The sequence below is a fragment of the Streptomyces sp. NPDC007907 genome (assembly GCF_042959365.1).
Classification (GTDB): Bacteria; Actinomycetota; Actinomycetes; order Streptomycetales; family Streptomycetaceae; genus Streptomyces; species Streptomyces indiaensis.
Genome location: NZ_JBIBKR010000001.1, coordinates 973,205 through 989,763 on the forward strand (window position 1 = coordinate 973,205; position 16,559 = coordinate 989,763).

General features: G+C 73.2%; 9 protein-coding genes. 1 reads left to right on the forward strand and 8 read right to left on the reverse strand.

Annotated elements, in window-relative coordinates:
* Window positions 1-23 precede the first annotated feature (23 nt).
* Window positions 24-1,013, forward strand: a complete 990-nt coding sequence (locus ACFZDI_RS04430) for an LAETG motif-containing sortase-dependent surface protein (RefSeq protein WP_361109342.1) — start codon at window positions 24-26, stop codon at window positions 1,011-1,013.
* 99 nt (window positions 1,014-1,112) lie between these two features.
* Here ACFZDI_RS04430 and ACFZDI_RS04435 read toward each other — a convergent pair whose 3' ends face one another.
* The 8 genes from ACFZDI_RS04435 to ACFZDI_RS04470 all read right to left on the reverse strand — a co-directional run bounded on the left by ACFZDI_RS04435 (window position 1,113) and on the right by ACFZDI_RS04470 (window position 16,433).
* A complete protein-coding gene (locus ACFZDI_RS04435) occupies window positions 1,113-2,900 on the reverse strand; it encodes a GMC family oxidoreductase N-terminal domain-containing protein (protein WP_234850594.1) in 1,788 nt (595 codons plus the stop codon).
* Between the two features lie 36 nt (window positions 2,901-2,936).
* Window positions 2,937-4,589 (reverse strand): succinic semialdehyde dehydrogenase, encoded by a 1,653-nt coding sequence (locus ACFZDI_RS04440; RefSeq protein ID WP_391247658.1) that lies wholly within the window; start codon window positions 4,587-4,589, stop codon window positions 2,937-2,939.
* A 135-nt stretch (window positions 4,590-4,724) separates the two neighbouring features.
* Window positions 4,725-6,551 (reverse strand): protein kinase, encoded by a 1,827-nt coding sequence (locus tag ACFZDI_RS04445; protein WP_391247660.1) that lies wholly within the window; start codon window positions 6,549-6,551, stop codon window positions 4,725-4,727.
* A 71-nt stretch (window positions 6,552-6,622) separates the two neighbouring features.
* The gene (locus ACFZDI_RS04450) at window positions 6,623-8,278 is read right to left on the reverse strand and encodes a serine/threonine-protein kinase (RefSeq protein ID WP_361109351.1); all 1,656 of its coding nucleotides are present in this window, start codon (window positions 8,276-8,278) and stop codon (window positions 6,623-6,625) included.
* Between the two features lie 186 nt (window positions 8,279-8,464).
* Complete coding sequence (locus ACFZDI_RS04455; protein WP_391247663.1) at window positions 8,465-9,637, reverse strand: protein kinase; 1,173 nt, start codon at window positions 9,635-9,637, stop codon at window positions 8,465-8,467.
* A 152-nt stretch (window positions 9,638-9,789) separates the two neighbouring features.
* On the reverse strand, window positions 9,790-11,541 hold the full coding sequence (locus ACFZDI_RS04460; RefSeq protein WP_391248040.1) for a protein kinase: 1,752 nt from the start codon (window positions 11,539-11,541) through the stop codon (window positions 9,790-9,792).
* 168 nt (window positions 11,542-11,709) lie between these two features.
* Window positions 11,710-14,208, reverse strand: a complete 2,499-nt coding sequence (locus tag ACFZDI_RS04465; protein ID WP_391247665.1) for a protein kinase — start codon at window positions 14,206-14,208, stop codon at window positions 11,710-11,712.
* Between the two features lie 152 nt (window positions 14,209-14,360).
* Window positions 14,361-16,433, reverse strand: coding sequence for a protein kinase (locus tag ACFZDI_RS04470; protein ID WP_391247667.1), 2,073 nt, complete (start codon window positions 16,431-16,433; stop codon window positions 14,361-14,363).
* Between the last annotated feature and the right edge of the window lie 126 nt (window positions 16,434-16,559).

Sequence of the window (16,559 nt, forward strand, 5' to 3'; positions counted from 1 at the left end):
ACGCCGGACTCTCCGAGGTCTTCATGAAGCTTCGCCGCGCCATGGCAGCAGCGGCCGCAACGGCGGTCATAGCCCCGGTGGCACTGCTCGCGGCACCGGCCGCGTACGCGACCGAAGAAACCACGCCTACGCCGAGCGCGTCCGTGAGCGAGTCCGCTCCGGAGACGTCGGCCTCGCCTTCCGCTTCCGAGTCCACGCCCGCCGAGACCACCACCACGCCGGCCCCGAGCACGTCCGCGAGCGAGTCCGCTCCCGAGACGTCCAGCTCGCCGAGCGCGTCCGCGAGCGAGTCCTCCCCCGCCCCCAGCGCCTCCGAGCCGGAGGAGTCGGAGTCCCCCGACCCCGAGCCCTCGGTGTGCGAGGACACCAAGGTCGACGTCAGCATCACCGGCCTGCCGGGCAAGATCGCCGCGGGCAGCGGCTGGCACAAGTTCTCGCTGAACGTGCTGAACAACAGCGACTCCACCCTGAACGACCTCGACTTCTTCGCCGGGGCCTCCCCCGACAAGAACGGCGAGGAGCTGTTCACCAGCAAGCAGGTCCAGCTCCAGGCCTGGGACCCGCAGGACAAGACCTGGGTCGACCTCAACGAGGGCGGCTACGCGGTCGGTTACGTCGGCTACACCGACGAGCTGAAGCCCGACTACGAGGTCGACATCCCGCTGCGCCTCAACGTGAGCAAGTCCGCCCCGGTCGGCGCCGGCTTCTCGCTCGGCGCGACGATCTACGGCGACGACGACGACCAGTGCACCGGCTTCGGTGACGTGTCGTACAAGTTCCAGATTGTCTCCGCCGGTACGGACACCGACGGCACCAAGCCGCAGGAAGGCGGCAAGGCGCCCGTCACCGACGAGAAGCCGAGCGGTGACACGCCGGAGGTCACCGGCAGCCTCGCCGAGACCGGCTCCAGCTCCGCCCTGCCGATGATCAGCCTGGTCGGCGGTGCCGCGGTCGTGGCCGGTGCCGGTGCGATCTTCGTCGTCCGTCGCCGCAAGGCCGGCGCACAGGCGTAAGCCACAGCGGCCGACAGGCCGCACCAGCAGAAGAGGGACCTGCGCTCGGAGGGGGGTGCAGGTCCCTCTTCCGTGTCGTCCTCCTGGTGGGGACCCCGGTTACTTCTTCGGTGGTACGGCCGGCATGCCGAGGAACGGCAGCCGCAGCGCACCGAACGCCTCCGCCGGGACCGCCGGGGACTTCGGCTCGACCGGCTGGAGCCGCACGTAGGCCGTGCCCTGCTCGGGACGCTGGTCGGGCTCGCCCTTGTTGGGCCAGTACGACATCGCCCGTTCGGCCTGGGCGGTGATGGTGAGGGACGGGTTGACGCCCAGGTTGGCGGAGACCGCGGCGCCGTCGACGACCGAGATGCCCGGGTGGCCGTAGAGGCGGTGGTACGGGTCGATCACGCCGGAGTCGCGGGAGTCGCCGATGGGGCAGCCGCCGAGGAAGTGGGCGGTGAGCGGGGTGCCCATCAGTTCGCCGACGTTGGAGCCGGCGAAACCGTTGATCTCGGCGGCCAGCGCCGAGGCGCCCTTCGTCGCGGCCTTGATCTGCTTGGGGTTGGGGGCGCCGTGGCCTTGCCGGGCGGTGAGCAGGCCGCGGCCGACGCCCGACGGCTTCAGGTACGTCGTCAGGGAGTTGTCCACCGACTGCATCACCAGGCCGATGATGGTCCGCTCCGACCAGCGGCGGTTGGACAGCGAACGCAGCACCAGCAAGGGGTGTCTCGCCGCGTTGGCGAGGAAGCCCAGGACCCGCGAGGCGCCCGAGTCCGTCCCCGCGTACGGGACCTGGAGGATGGACAGGCCGCCCATCGCGTTGGAGCCCTTGCCGTAGCGGACCGGTTCGATGTGGGTGTCGGCGTCGGGGTGGATGGAGGACGTGATGGCCACGCCCCGCGTGAAGTCGGCCTTCGGCGCGCCGTGCGCCTTGCGGTAGCGCCGGTCGTCGGTCTGGGCGCCGACCAGGGCCTCGGAGTTGGTGCGGGTCAGCTCGCCCAGCCGGTCCGAGAGGTGGGGCAGTTGGCCGCCCGCCTTCATGCGGTGCAGCAGGGTCTGGGTGCCGTAGGTGCCGGCGGCGAGGACGACCTTGCGGGCGGTGTAGGTGCGGCCCTTCGCCTTGCGGCCGCGGTCCGTCGGCAGGGTGGCGATCGCATAGCCGCCGCGCGAGTCGTCGGTGACCGAGAGCACCGTCGTCATGGGGTGGACCACCGCGCCGGCCTTCTCGGCGAGGTGCAGGTAGTTCTCGTTGAGGGTGTTCTTCGCGCCGTGCCGGCAGCCGGTCATGCACTCGCCGCACTCGGCGCAGGCCCTGCGGGACGGGCCCGCGCCGCCGAAGTACGGGTCGGGCACCTCCTGGCCCGGCTTCGCCTTCGCCGTCCCGTCGGCGTCCTCGCCGTCGCCGAAGAAGACACCGACCGGAGCGAGGTGGAAGGTGTCGCCGCAGCCCATCTTCTCCGCCGCCGCCTTCAGGTGGACGTCGGACGGTGTCATGGTCGGGTTGAGGCGGACGCCCAGCATCCGGCGGGCCTGGTCGTAGTACGGCGCGAGTTCGTCCTGCCAGTCGGTGATGTCACGCCACTGGGGGTCCTCGAAGAACGGCGTCGGCGGGACGTAGAGGGTGTTGGCGTAGTTGAGGGAGCCGCCGCCCACGCCCGCGCCCGCCAGGACCATGACGTTGCCCAGCAGATGGATGCGCTGGATGCCGTACATGCCGAGCTTCGGCGCCCACAGGTAGTTCTTCAGGTCCCAGGAGTTCTTGGGGAGGGTCTCGCGGGTGAAGCGCCGGCCGGCCTCCAGGACGCCTACGCGGTAGCCCTTCTCGGTGAGGCGCAGGGCGGTCACCGAGCCGCCGAAGCCGGAACCCACGACGATGACGTCGTAGTCGTAAGCGTCCTGAGGCACGTGCCGTCTCTCCTTCGAGTGTGCAGTGCGGGTGGCTCAGCGGAACCCGAACGCCTTCATCAGGCGCAGGCTCCTGCTCATGAACTGGGCGTACTTCTCGTCGTCCATGCCCAGGGACGGGGCCATCGGGATGACCCGCTGGTGGGCGACCGTCTGCGCCTCGGTGTACTTGAGGATGCCCTCGGAACCGTGGCGGCGGCCGAGGCCGGAGTCCTTCATGCCGCCCATGGGGGACTGGACGCTGCCGTAGGCGGGGGCGTAGCCCTCGTTGATGTTGACCGTCCCGGTGCGCAGGCGGGCGGCGACCTCCTGGCCGCGGCGGCCGTTCTTCGTCCACACCGAGGAGTTCAGGCCGTACGCCGTGGCGTTGGCGCGCTCGATCGCCTCGTCCTCGTCCTTGAAGCGGTAGACCGAGACGACCGGGCCGAAGGTCTCCTCGCCGCAGACGGACATGTCCGTGACGACCCCGTCGAGGATCGTGGGCTCGAAGAAGTACGGGCCGATGTCGGGGCGTGCCACACCGCCCGCGACGACCTTCGCGCCCTTGGCCACGGCGTCCTCCACGTGCCGCGTGACCGTCTCGAGCTGCCGCTCGCCGACCAAGGAGCCCATGTCGGCGCCGTACGCCAGGGACGTGCCGAGGCGCATCGCCTTCGTCCGGGCGGCGAAGCGCTCCAGGAAGGCGTCCGCGATCGACTCGTGGACGAACAGCCGCTCGATGGATATGCACAGCTGGCCGGCGGAGGAGAAGCAGGCGCGGACGGCTCCGGCCGCCGCCTTCTCGATGTCGGCGTCCTCCAGGACCAGCATGGCGTTCTTGCCGCCGAGTTCGAGGGAGACGCCGACCAGCCGGGCGGCCGCGCCCTGGGCGACCTCGCGGCCGGTGCGGGTGGAGCCGGTGAAGGAGACGTAGTCGGCGTGCCGGACGACCTCGGGGCCGACGACCGGACCTTCTCCGAGGACGACCTGGAAGACGTCGGCGGGCAGGCCGGCCTCGATGAGCAGGTCGCGGGCCCACAGGGCGGTCAGGCAGGTCTCCGTGTCCGGCTTCATGACGACCGCGTTGCCCGCGACGAACGCCGGGAGCGCGTCGCCCACGGACAGTTCCAGCGGGTAGTTCCAGGGGGCGATCTGGCCCACGACCCCGCGCGGGTGGCGCAGTTCGGTGACCTTGGTGAGGGCCGGCATGGCGCCGGCGTGCCGCTTGGGCCGCAGGTAGGCGGGGGCCTTGCGGCCGTAGTGCCGGGCGGCGACCGCGACGGCCTGGACCTCCTCGTGGCCGTGCAGGCGGGCCTTGCCGGTCTCCAGCTGGATCAGGTCGAGCACCTCGGCCTGTCGCTCCAGCACCAGGTCGTGGAAGCGGAGCAGGACGGCGGCGCGCTGCCGTACGGGGGTCTGCGCCCACACGGCCTGGGCGGCGCGGGCCAGTTCGAAGGCCTGCGCCACGTCCTCGGGCGTCGACTCGGGGAGGTCGGCCAGCTTCTCACCGGTGAACGGCGTGTGGTTGGCGGTCCGGCCCGAACCGACCACACCCTTGGTGAGCTGGGCGACCAGCTCGGGCGTGACCACGTCCGCGGCGGTGCGGACGCCCTCCGGGGCGGGGGCGTGAGGGTTCCTACCCGTCTGTGCCGTACCGGTCTGTACCGTGCCGGTCTCTGCCGTCTTCTCGGCGGCCTGCGCGTCCGTCATGAGCCGCAGGGTATGCCGCGAAGGAGGCTTTGGGTACCCGTCGGTAATACGGCTTCACCGACCGCACACACGACGCCAGTGACTGCTGGCAACAAACGCGCTGATCAGGACGTTGTGCGGTGACGGGTGTGTGATTCAGCCTTTTACGATCGTGAGCCGCTCCCGGGCTCCCTCGAACACCGAGGTGCCCTCTTCCTCCTCCGGCGTGCCCCTGGGCATGTCGACGCGGAGTTCGTACATGCGGTCGTCCTCGGTGCGGACGACTGCCCGCAGGAGCCGCCGGGGCACACCGCCCCGCTGGTACGCGGTGTCGGCGAAAGCCGCTTCGTGGCCCTGGACGCCGGTGCGGGCGTACCGGGTCTCTCCCCCGGCGTCGTGTGCCCTGGCCTGTTCCATCGGCGCGGCCGGGGCCTTGTCCCAGCTGAGGATGCGGACTTGGATCGTGCCGGCTTCGGTGTCGCCGTAGCGCGCGGTGCGGGGCTGGTCGGTCGCGCTGCCGGTACGGCCGAGGGGCCGGTAGTGGCCGGGGAGATGGAGGACGACCCCCATGTCCGGCTCGGGACGCGGGGTCCAGGCGTCGGCTGCGCCGGCCGCGTCGGTGACCTGCCCGGCGCTCTCGGCGCTGCTGGGTTCGGCGAGTTGGGTGACGGCGCCCATGCCTCCGGCGAGCAGGGCGGACAGGAGGGCGAGGGGGCCGGGGCGGAGGATGCTCTGACGCTTGGCGGGGAGGGGGTCGGGGTGGTTGTGCTCGGTCGGAGGGGGGTCCTGTTGCGCGAGGGCACCGGTGAGCACGGGAGCGGGCAGGGCGTCGGGGACGGCATCAGGCTGTGCGGCCGGGGCGGCGGACACCGGGTCGGTTGGTGATGCGGCCCGGTCGGCGGAGCTCCCCGGGTGTTCGGCCGCCCGTAGGTCCTCGACCCGCAAGGGCCCCGCCACCGCCTCGAGTTCCTTCGCGACCTCGTCCGCGTCCGGCCTTCGGTCCGGGTCCGGGACCAGCAGCCGGGCTATCAGTGGTCCGAGGGGCCCGGCCCGCGTCGGTTCGGGCGGCTCGGCGGCGAGGACCGCGGCGAGCGTGGCCTCCGGTGTGGTCCGCAGGAACGGCGACGAGCCTTCGACGGCCGCGTGCAGCAGGGCGCCCAGGGACCACAGGTCGGAGGCGGGCCCGGCGGTTCGGCCGAAGATCCGCTCGGGGGCCACGAACTCCGGTGCCGCAGCGGACTCTGACGGAGCAGCAGGCCCGGATGGGGCGACGGGCTCCGACGGGACGACGGGCTCCGAAGGGACGGCGGGCTCCGACGGCACTGCGGCGGACTCTGGGCGGCCCCCTGGGGGCTCGGCCGGGTCGGCTGCGGACTCCCCGTTCACCGTGAGCGGGTCGTCCCCCTGCACCTGGGCGATGCCGAAGTCGGTGACGACGACGCGCCCGTGCGGACCGATCAGCACGTTGGCGGGTTTCACGTCGCGGTGCACGATGCCGACGGAGTGCGCGGCGCGCAGGGCACCGAGGACGGCGAGTGCGATCCGCGCGGCTTCGGGCACGGCGACCGGGCCCCGGCGGAGCCTCTCCCGCAGGGACTCGCCGGGCACCAACTCCATGACGATCCAAGGGAGTCCGTCCAGTGCCTCGGCCGCGTCGAGCTCGTCGGGGCCTATGGGGCCCGGTCGTTCGTCCCGCTGCTCCGCCTCGACGACCACGTCGTGGATGGTGACGGCGGCGGGATGGTCGACGCGGGCCGCGGCACGGGCCTCGCGGTGCAGCCGGTGAGCCGCCCGTCGGTGGCTCTCGGTGTCCGGGTCGCCCGGCAACCGGGGCTGTCTGACGGCGACCTCACGCCGCGCGTGTTCGTCGAGGGCCCGCCAGACGGTGCCCGTGCCGCCGGCACCGATGCGTTCGACCAGCCGGTAGCGCCCACCGACCAGCCGGCCCAGCGCGGCGTCCGTCCCGCCCCCGTCGTTGCTCATGCCCCATCAGTACCCCGACGGGCGGCACATTGTCGACGCGGGCCGTTTTCAACGGCGTTGGGCCGCCGGGATCAGGTCCCGTCGATGTCCAGGTTCGCGATCGCCGTGCTCGCCACCTCGCGTCCGCGGGCGGTGAAGTCGCTCTTGTCCGGGTAGCTGACGGTGAGCTTGTACATGTCTCCGCCGGGGGTCCGGTAGTAGAAGATCTGGACCTCCCGGGGGCGAGGGTTCTCGCTGTCGTCGGTCGTGAACGGGACGGTGTTCCAGGCGGCCTTCCTGTCCCGGTAGGTGGTGTCCCGGGGATCCGACTTCTTCGGCCCCTCGTCCATGTCGAGCTCGTAGCTGCCGCTCTCCTTGAACCGGGTGTCGTCGTCGTACATCTCGGCGGCCGCGGAGCCCGCGATGGTGCCGCCGGTGTCCTCGGCCTTCTTCTCCAGGGACAGGGCGATCCAGATACTGCCGCTCCAGTCGGTGTACCTGACCCAGTGGGTCTGGTCGGACTTCCGGTCGGGCACGGTCCGCTGGTACGCGGCGGGGACGGCGAGCGACGCGGCGAAGTCCTTCTCCTGCTTGACCTCCCAACCCCCGGGCAGCGGCCCGGCGAACGGATCCGCGATCACCAGGTACGCCGTCACCGCCGCCGCGACGACCGCTGCGCCCAGTCCGATCCAGGCCGTGCGACCGAACCGGAGACGCCGGCCGCCGGTGCCCTGGCCCGGGATCCGCGCGACCTGGGTGGGCTGCGCAGCGGGCGGGTGCGCGGCCGCCTCCAGCAGGGCCCGCACTCGTGCGGCGTCCGGGCGGCGGGCCGGGTCCTTGTCCAGCAGGCCGCGGATGGCCTCGGCGAGCGGACCCTGGGCGGAGGCGGGGGGCGCGGGCGTGGCGTTGAGGACGGACTGGAGCGTGGCGGGGGTGTTGCTGCGGCGGAACGGCGAGACGCCCTCGGTCGCCGCGTACAGCACCACCCCGAGGGACCACAGGTCGCTCGCCGGGCCGGGGCGCTGCCCCAGCACGCGCTCGGGCGCGATGTACTCGGGTGAGCCGACGAAGCCCCCGGTGTCGGTCAGGCTGGTCTCGCCCTCGATCTGGGCGATACCGAAGTCGGTGAGGACGACCCGGTCGTAGCGGCCGAGCAGCACATTGTCCGGCTTGACGTCGCGGTGCAGGATGCCCGCCGCGTGGGCGGCCTCCAGCGCGCCGAGCACCTCCAGGCCGATCCGGGCGGCCTCGCGCGCGGACAGCGTTCCCTCCTGGAGCGCGTCGCCCAGCGAGCGGCCCCGCACCAGCTCCATCACGATCCAGGGCTGGTCGTCCACGACCGCGACGTCGTGGACGTTCACGACGGCCGGGTGGTCGAGCCGGGCCGCGGCCCGTGCCTCGCGGCGCATCCGCTCGAAGGCGTTGGCGCGTTCGCGTTCGGGAAGGTGGTCCGGGACGCGGGGCTCCTTGACGGCGACCTCCCGGCCGACCGTCTCGTCCTCGGCCCGCCACACCGTGCCCATGCCGCCGTGCCCGAGTTTGGCCAGCAGCCGGTAGCGCCCGGCGATGAGCCGCCCGGCACCGGGGCCCTCGGGCGCCTGGGCCGACCCGGGCGGCACGGCCCGGGTGGGCGACGGGGGCGACACGGCGTAGGGATTGCCCGGCACCGGCCCCTGCCGGTTCGGTGGTTGCAGGACAAAACTCGTCGGCTCGTCGGCCCCGGACCGGGCTCCCCCGCTGTTGCTCATGGGCTCATCCATACCGCGCCAACCGCCCGCGGATCCACAAAGGACGCGAGCCGGTCACAGACCCGTGACGTCGATGTACGGCTCTTCTCCGCCTATGTGACGGTACGGCAGGCCGCCAAGAGCCGGGTACCGGACGCATGCGCCGGTCACGGGCCGGGCGAGGCGTCCTCGCGACGCGCGCGCCGGTCACCGGCCTGACGCCGACCCGCTCGGCGAAGCCTGCCGGGTCGGCGGGGTCTTCGGTGTCGTCGATGCGGAACTCCTCGGGGTGGGGCCGCCGTCCCCCTTGCCGCCGTCCCTGAGCAGCGCCGCCGCGGACACCCCGGCTCCGGCCATCGCCACGACCAGCAGCGCCGCGATGAGGGCGCGCCGCGCGGGCTGCCCGAGGAAGGGTTCCTCCGGCCGGTGCGCACCGCGCGCGTCCACCTGCGGCGGGGGCGGTTGCCGCAGGGCGGGCACCGACGGCCGTCGGCGCGACACGGCACCCACCGTGGGCGCGTAGGCGGGCGGCGGCATCGGCGGCGTACGGCCCGTGTCGCGGTAGGCCCGGAGCATGCGCTCCGCCCGGTCCGCGTCCAGCCGCCGGTCCGGATCACGCTCCAGCAGGCCGCGTACGACGGGCAGGAGAGGCCCGGCCTGTGCGGGCGGCTGGATGTCACCCACGACGACCGCGTGCAGGACGCCGCCCAGCGAGTCGCGGTGGAACGGCGACTCGCCGCTGAGGGCCGCGCACAGCAGCGCGCCCAGTGACCACAGGTCGGACTCAGGCCCGGTTCTGACCCCGGACATCCGCTCGGGCGCGGTGTACTCCGGCGAGCCGACGAACGCTCCGTTCTCGGTGAGCGTGGGGGTGCCCGCGACCTGGGCGATGCCGAAGTCGGTGAGGACGACCCGGTCGGTGCCGGTCTCCAGCAGCACGTTGTCCGGCTTGAGGTCGCGGTGCAGCACCCCGGCCCGGTGCGCGGCGCCCAGTGCGCCGAGCAGGGCGATGCCGATGCGGGCCGCTTCGGCGGCGTCGACCGGCCCTTGGTGGGCGAGCCGGTCGGCGAGCGAGCCGCCCTGGACCAACTCCATGACGATGTAGGGGCGTTCGCCGTCGTCGACGACGTCGTGGACGACGATGATGTGCGGGTGACTCAGCTGGGCGACGGCCCGGGCCTCGCGCAGGGTGCGGTCCCGCTGCCGGCGGGCCTGCGCCGCGGAGAGCGTCTCGTCGTAGGGGAGTTCCTTGACGGCCACGCTCCGGCCGAGGAGCTGGTCGGTCGCCCGCCAGACCACTCCCATTCCGCCACGACCGAGCCTCTCCTCCAAGCGGTAACGCCCCGCGACCACACGGAAGTTCGCTCCCTCGGTCCCCATGAGCCCCATCATGCCGCAGACGGCGTCAACGACCACGAAATCCGGTCGCCCGCCCGGCACAGCCCGGGTGACGCGCCGCTCAGCAGTGCTTCAGGCTGATGTGATCCGGGAGCAGGTCACCGTGGACCCGGCGGAAGAAGGGCGCGCGCCGGCTAACCGATCTGCCGCGGCTGTTGCCAGCCCTGGAGTACCCATTTGAACTGCTTGCTCGTCTTCGCCCAGTCCTTCTCCGGCGAGGAGATGTAGATCGCGTACTCGACGCCGTCCCGCGAGAAGTACGTCTCCTCCATGGCGTGGCGCGGCCCGGCGACGTAGGGCGGGTCCTTGGCCAGCGCCGTCCAGGTGTACTCCCACAGCGAGCCCTTGCGGTCCCGGTAGGTGTTCTCCTCCATGGTCACCCGCTTGTAGTCGACCAGCCGCTGGACCTGCTGCTCCAGATCCTCCTGGTGGGACCTGGCGTCGGCGAAGTCGGGCGAGGTGTCGATGGCGATGCGGACGAAGTGCAGGCCGCCGTCCGGCGAGTAGTCGATCTGCTGGAGCTCGCCCCGCGGGCCGAAGGGCTTTCGCTTCCAGCCCTTGGGCAGGTAGAGGCTGAACCCGACGGGGTCCTCGTAGCGGACCCAGCTGTCCGGAACCGATCCTCCGGCCGCCTGCGTGCTGGTGGACGTCGTGGAGCCGGAGCCGTCACCCTGCGACGTCCCGTTCCCCTGCTGGAGCACGACGGCCGTGCCCCCGCCGATGATGGCCGCGAGCGCGACCACCAGGGCGAGGGTGCGCAGCCGGCGGCGCCGACCGGAGCCGCTCCGCTGCGGGCCCGTCGCGCCCTGTCCGGCCCCGGTGGGACCGTACGGCTGGGTGCCGGCCGCGGACGTTCCGCCGGCCGCGGTGCCGGCCGGCGGCGGGAGCGGTGTCCCGGTGTGCGAACCCGAGTTGCCGCCGAACGGGCCGGAGCCGGTCGTACCGGTGCCGGTGCCGGTGCCGGTACGACCGGCTGGGCCCGGTCCGGTTCCCGTTCCGCTGTGCTGGTCCCGGTACGGCGTCGTCCCCCCGTACTGCTGCGTCGGCACGTACGCCTGCGCCCCGTTGGGCCGTCGGCCCTCCGCCGCCTCGGCGAGCATGTGCTCGGCCTCGGACGCGTCGGGCCGGGCGGCCGGGTCCTTGCGCAGCAGGGCGGTGATGACGGGTTCGAGCGGCCCGGCGTGCCGGAGCTCGGCGGCCTCCTCCTCGACCACGGCCTGCATGGTGGTCAGCGGGGTGGTGCGGCGGAACGGCGACCGGCCCTCCACCGCCGTGTAGAGCGTCGCGCCGAGCGCCCACAGGTCGGAGGACGGGCCCGGGTCGTGGCCCCGCACGCGCTCGGGCGCCAGGTAGTCGACCGAGCCGACGACCTCTCCGGTGCGTGTGATGGTCGTGTCGCCCTCGATCTGCGCGATGCCGAAGTCCGTGAGCAGCACGCGCCCGTCACTGCCGAGCAGGACGTTGCCGGGCTTGATGTCGCGGTGCAGGACACCGGCGGTGTGCGCGGCGCGCAGGGCCCGCAGCACCCACAGGCCGATGCGTGCCGCCTCGCGCGGCTCGACGCGCCCCTCCTCCTTGACCGCGTCGGCCAGGGAACGGCCCTCGACCAGCTCCATCACGATCCACGGGCGGCCGTCGTGCTCCAGTACGTCGTGCACGGTGACGACCGCGGAGTGGTTGATCCGCGCGGCCGCCCTGGCCTCTGCCCGGGTGCGCGCCAGCAGGATCGCCTGCTCGCTCTCGGATACGTAGAGGGCGGCGGTCAACTCCTTGATGGCGACCGACCGGTGCAGCACCTCGTCATGCGCACGCCAGACCCGGCCCATACCGCCACTGCCGATGGATTCGGACAGCCGGTAGCGGCCCGCGACGAGCAGGCCCTGCATCTGATTCACGTTGCCCCGCAATGGTCTTGACAGGGTCAGCGTAAGGACCCGCCCTCACCCAGGGAACAAGCGGGGTACCACGGTGACCGCACTGTGACGGTTGTCGCCTGCCGGGACGTGAGGCAACCAGAGTGTGAACTGCGGCGTACAGGCGGCGCGCCGGTCGGCTCACTTGGTCGTCCTGTACGTCGCCGCCGCCTGCTCGTACAGCCGGGTCACCTCGTCCCGGTCCGACTCCGGGCCGCGCACCTGGACCACGTGGTAGCGCCCCTCGACCAGCATCGCCAGGTTGCGGACGTACAGCTCGCCCCCGTCACCGCCGGTCCAGGTGAACTGCCCCTCCGCCATGGTCCGTCCGCCCACCTCGATCGTCTTCAGACCGGTGGAGGTGGCCCAGCTGGAGTCACGGTACGGCTGGAGCTCGCGCTCCCTCTCCCGCTGGTAGGCCATCGGATCACGGCCGTACTCCGAGGCGCTGTCCCGCCCCGCGACGACGATGAGCTCGAAGTCGCCCTTGGCGTAGACGACCTGGCCGCCGCCGCGCGTGGTGCGGTCCCAGCCCTTGGCGACGGCGACCTGGAAGCCCGCCGCGTCCTTGCGCAGGGTGAAACCGTCGGCGACGTCGGGGCCGGTGGTCTGGGTCTCGGTGGTGCCGGCCGACGACGACGGGTCCTTCTCCGGCTCGGGTGAGGTCTGCTCGGGCCGTGGCTCGCTGCTGGCGTCCGGCTCGGGCGCCCGGCTCACCTCGCCCGCGGCGCCCGTACGGTCCGCCCCGCCCGTGCCCTCGTCGTCCGACTTGGGCATGAAGAGCATCGCGTAGGCGATCGCCGCGGCCATCGCGAGCAGCACCAGCACCAGCAGGGTGCGGCCGAGGCGGCGCGGCGAATCCGACTCCTTCTTGGCCCGCTTGTGCCGCCCGTGGTGCGCGGGCAGCCCCGCCTTCCGCCGGCGCACCAGCTCACCCCGGCGCCGTACGACGGGCAGCCGGCTGGCGTCCACGGGCGGCGCCGGGACGACGTGCACCCCGGCCTCCGGCTCGGGTGCCGAGCGCACCAGCGAGCGCAGCCAGCCGCGCACTTCCTCGAAGTCGAGCCGCTCGGTGGGGTCCTGACGCAGCAACGACTCCACGACCGGCCGCAGCGGACCGCACTCCTCGGCGTAGGCGGGCGGTTCCGCGCACACCATCTGCACCAGCTCGGCCGTCGACTCCTCCGGGTAGGGCGCGTGCCCCTGGACGGCCCTGAAGAGCAGCGCGCCGAGCGCCCACAGGTCGGTGGCGGGACCGATGGGCGCCGCCAACTGCCAGTTCTCGTGGACGGGTCCGGCCTGCTCCGGCGCCCAGCGCTCGGTCACCGGCCCGACGACGGCCATCCGCGTCTGCCGCGCCCGCTCGGCGGCCAGCGCCGTGGCCGGGCCGCGCCGGGGCGCGGGGGTGTCCGCGACCAGGTCGTCCCACCGGGTGGGATCGCCCTGGGGCGCGCTGTCCGGGGTGGGCGGGAGCACGGCCCGCTCCCCGCCCCGCGGCGCCGGTGCGCCGCCGGCCGGGCCGCGGGGGGTGGCGCCGTGCCAAGTGGTCGACCGCGGGCCGCCGCCCACCCCGTAGGGGTCCGCGATCCGCCCGGGTGGTACGGCCCCGGGGGCCGTGCCCTGTCCGGGGATGTACGGCGACCGCGCCGGTCCGTCGCCGTAGGGCGTGACGCCGCCGTCCGGTGCGGGGCGGGCTCCGGGCAAGGCCGCCCGCCCGCTCTGCACCTCCTGCACCCGTGCGGCTGCCCGGGCGCCCGCGCGGTAGGCCGCGATGGCCCCGGCCCGCGCCGCCCGCGGGTCCCGGCCGCCCTCCGCCGGCCCGCGCGCCGGCACGACACGGCCACCGCCCGTGCTCTCGGTCCCTGCCGAGGGCAGTCCTCCGGCCTCCCGGGCCTCTATGGCAGCGCGCCGCGCGGCCTCGGGGTCACTCGTGCCACCGGTCGGCCCGGGGGCTCCCGGCGCGCCGACGCCGTGGACCGGCGAGACGCTTTCCGGTCCCGGCCCGGGCTCCTCGAACGCCGCTTCAGGAACGGGGTCGTAGCCGCACAGGGCCTCCTCCGCCGCACCCACCGCCAGACCGGTCAGCATCACCCGGCCGTCGTCGCAGACGAGCACCGTCCGCGCGGTGATGTTCCGGTGGACCCAGCCGTGCGCGTGCAGAACCCGCAGGGCCATCAGGACGTCGGAGGCCACCTCGGCCGCCCGGTAGGGCGTCAGCGGCTTCTCGGCGAGCAGTGCCGCCAGCGGGCGCGCGGCCACCAGTTCGCTGACGATCCACAGGGAACCGCCCTCGGCGAACACGTCGAAGACCTGGTCGAGCCGGGGGTGGTCGGGAAGGGCCGCAGCGGCCTGCGCCGCCTCCACCGCGCGTCGCACCACCGGGTCCGCGGGCCGCCGGACGCCTCCCCGCGCGCCGCCGGGCCGCCGCCCTCCGCCGTCACGTGCCGTGAAACCGTCGGGCAGCCCCTCCGCGTCGAGCACCTCGGCCTCGACCACCTCGGGCAACGGGACCTGCCGGACCAGGACTTCCTGTCCGCTGTAGGTGTCGAAGGCCCGGGTCTCGGTGAGTTCGTACTCGTCGGAGGGCGGCAGCGGCAGGCGGTAGCGGTCGGCCAGCACCCGACCCGCGTAGTCGTCCACGTTGCCTCCCCCGGCAGCCCGGTCGGTCACATCCGTTCGCCCCACGGTCCGTTTCGGCTGCGCACGGTCCGCAAACATTCACGATACGTGCCGCAGGCAACCCGCATGCGGGGATGCGAGATCTCCCTCCCCAAACCCTGGGGGCCTCATGCTCAGGACTTGGGTTCGAAGGTCTTCGTGAGGGTCCGCCACGTCTCCTTGCGTACCGCGTCGTCCCACGTGGACGCCTTCGCCGTGTACATCAGCGCGTACCCCTGCCGATCGTCGACCACGAAACCCCGGTCGATCGTCCGGTACTTGGTACCGCCGTCGGTGTAGGTGAACTCCCAGTCGGCCGTGTTCCAGTCGCGGTAGTCCACCCGCTCGATGCGGATCTTCTTGTACTGGGCGCGCACCATGAAGCGTTCCTGGTTCTTCCAGTCCGCCACGGGGTCGCCCTTGGGCGTGGACGTCCAGGCGATGAGCAGCTTCTGCCCGTCTGGCCCGGTGAAGCGGTCGCCCGCCGCTCCCGTGGACTGGTACTTCCAGCCCTTCGGCAGACCGATCGAGTACCCCTGGTCGCCCTGGTGGGTCGACTCCGCAGCGCTCTCCTTGCCGCCGGAGTCACCCTCGTCCGAGGAACCGCCCGGTGCGCCGTCCGTGGACGGCCCGGAAGGTGCCGGCTGCTTGCCCGCGTCGCCCGGGCGCGCGGTGTCGCTCTTGTCGCCCTTGGTGTCGGCGCTGCTCGACGCCGAGGCGACGGTCTTCCCGCCGCGCTCGCCGGAGGCGCCCTTCGAGCCCTTGTCGTCCCCGCTGAGCGCGATGGCGAGCACCGTGCCGATCACGGCGAGCACCACGACCACCGCGATGATCATCAGGGTGCGCCGGGGCACCACGTCGGTGAGCGGCGCCCGGGGCACCGGGCGCGGCGGCAGGTCCGGCGGCGGCACCACGGGCCATCCGGAACTGCGGCCCCCGGAGGCCGTCTTCGTCTCCGGCGCAGCGCGCTCGCCTGCGCGGGCTGACACCCCCGGACCCGACTGCGCCACGGACGCGCCCGTGGCCCCGGCCCGGCCCGCGCCACCGCCCGAAGCGGAGGAAGCGGTGCCCGCCGATCCGGCGCCCGCCTCGTCGGCGTCGGTCCCGGCGGATGCGGACCGGGCCGAAGCGGAGTCGGCGGACGCGGACGTGGCGGCAGCGGCCGTCGATCCGGCGGCGGCGGATCCCGCCGCCTTGCGCACGGACCGCAGCGCGCCGCGCAACCGCTCCCCGGCCTCCTCGCCGCGCTTGCCCGCCGAACCGCCCTTACGCGAGGACCTGTCCGGCTGCGCGGGCAACGGCACGACCTTCGTCGCGTCCATCGGCTCGGACTCGGGCTTCTCGGGCGCATGCAGCACCGAGTTCAGCATCGCCCGGGCGCCCGCGACGTCGAGCCGCTGCGCGGGGTCCTTGGTGAGCAGCCCGTGGATGACGTCCCTGAGCGGGCCCGCGTTCTTCGGCTCCTCCAGCGGCTCGGTCATCACGGCCGTGAGAGTCGCTATGGCCGACCCCTTGTCGTACGGCGGCGCGCCCTCCACCGCCGCGTACAGCAACCCTCCGAGCGACCACAGGTCGGCCGCCGGACCCGGCTTGTGCCCGCGCGCCCGCTCCGGGGAGATGTAGGAGGGCGCGCCGACGAGCATGCCCGTCGAGGTGATGGACGGGTCACCCTCGACCTGGGCGATGCCGAAGTCGGTGAGCACGACCCGGCCGTCCTCGGCGATCAGCACGTTCGACGGCTTCACGTCACGGTGCAGGATGCCCTCGCGGTGGGCCGAGCGCAGCACGTCGAGGACCGCGAGCCCGACCTCCGCCGCACGCTTCGGCTCCAGGAGGCCGTCCTCCCGGATGACCTCGGCGAGCGACTTGCCCTCGACGAGCTCCATCACGATCCAGGGCCGGTCGTCCTCCTGGACCACGTCGAAGACCGTCACGGCGCTGTTGTTGCGGATCCGCGCGATGGCCTTGGCCTCGCGCAGCGTCCGCGTGATCAGCCGCCGCTTCTCCTCCTCGTCGATGTTCGACGGGAAGCGCAGCTCCTTCACGGCGACCGTCCGGCCGAGGGTCTCGTCCTCGGCCCGCCACACCGTGCCCATGCCGCCCCGGCCGAGCACCTTGCCCAGCCGGTAGCGCCCCGCGAGGAGACGCTCCCTGTTGTCCTGACGAGTGTCCTGACGAGATGTGCCCGCCCGCTCCGCCTCCGACATGCGTCCCCTCATACAACCCGCCCTGACAGAGCCTCCATTGTCTCTCACCCGACAAGTGCCCGGCGCCCAGGGGCCCCCTCCCGGGCAGCCGCGGCCACACCCTCCCGGAACCCGGGTGCGACACGC

Bases quoted from the DNA above. Each gene is read 5' to 3' on its own strand.
- ACFZDI_RS04430 (WP_361109342.1), top strand. From the start codon at position 24: ATGAAGCTTCGCCGCGCCATGGCAGCAGCGGCCGCAACGGCGGTCATA.
- ACFZDI_RS04440 (WP_391247658.1), bottom strand. From the start codon at position 4,589: ATGACGGACGCGCAGGCCGCCGAGAAGACGGCAGAGACCGGCACGGTA.
- ACFZDI_RS04445 (WP_391247660.1), bottom strand. From the start codon at position 6,551: ATGAGCAACGACGGGGGCGGGACGGACGCCGCGCTGGGCCGGCTGGTC.
- ACFZDI_RS04450 (WP_361109351.1), bottom strand. From the start codon at position 8,278: ATGAGCAACAGCGGGGGAGCCCGGTCCGGGGCCGACGAGCCGACGAGT.
- ACFZDI_RS04455 (WP_391247663.1), bottom strand. From the start codon at position 9,637: ATGGGGACCGAGGGAGCGAACTTCCGTGTGGTCGCGGGGCGTTACCGC.
- ACFZDI_RS04460 (WP_391248040.1), bottom strand. From the start codon at position 11,541: ATGCAGGGCCTGCTCGTCGCGGGCCGCTACCGGCTGTCCGAATCCATC.
- ACFZDI_RS04470 (WP_391247667.1), bottom strand. From the start codon at position 16,433: ATGTCGGAGGCGGAGCGGGCGGGCACATCTCGTCAGGACACTCGTCAG.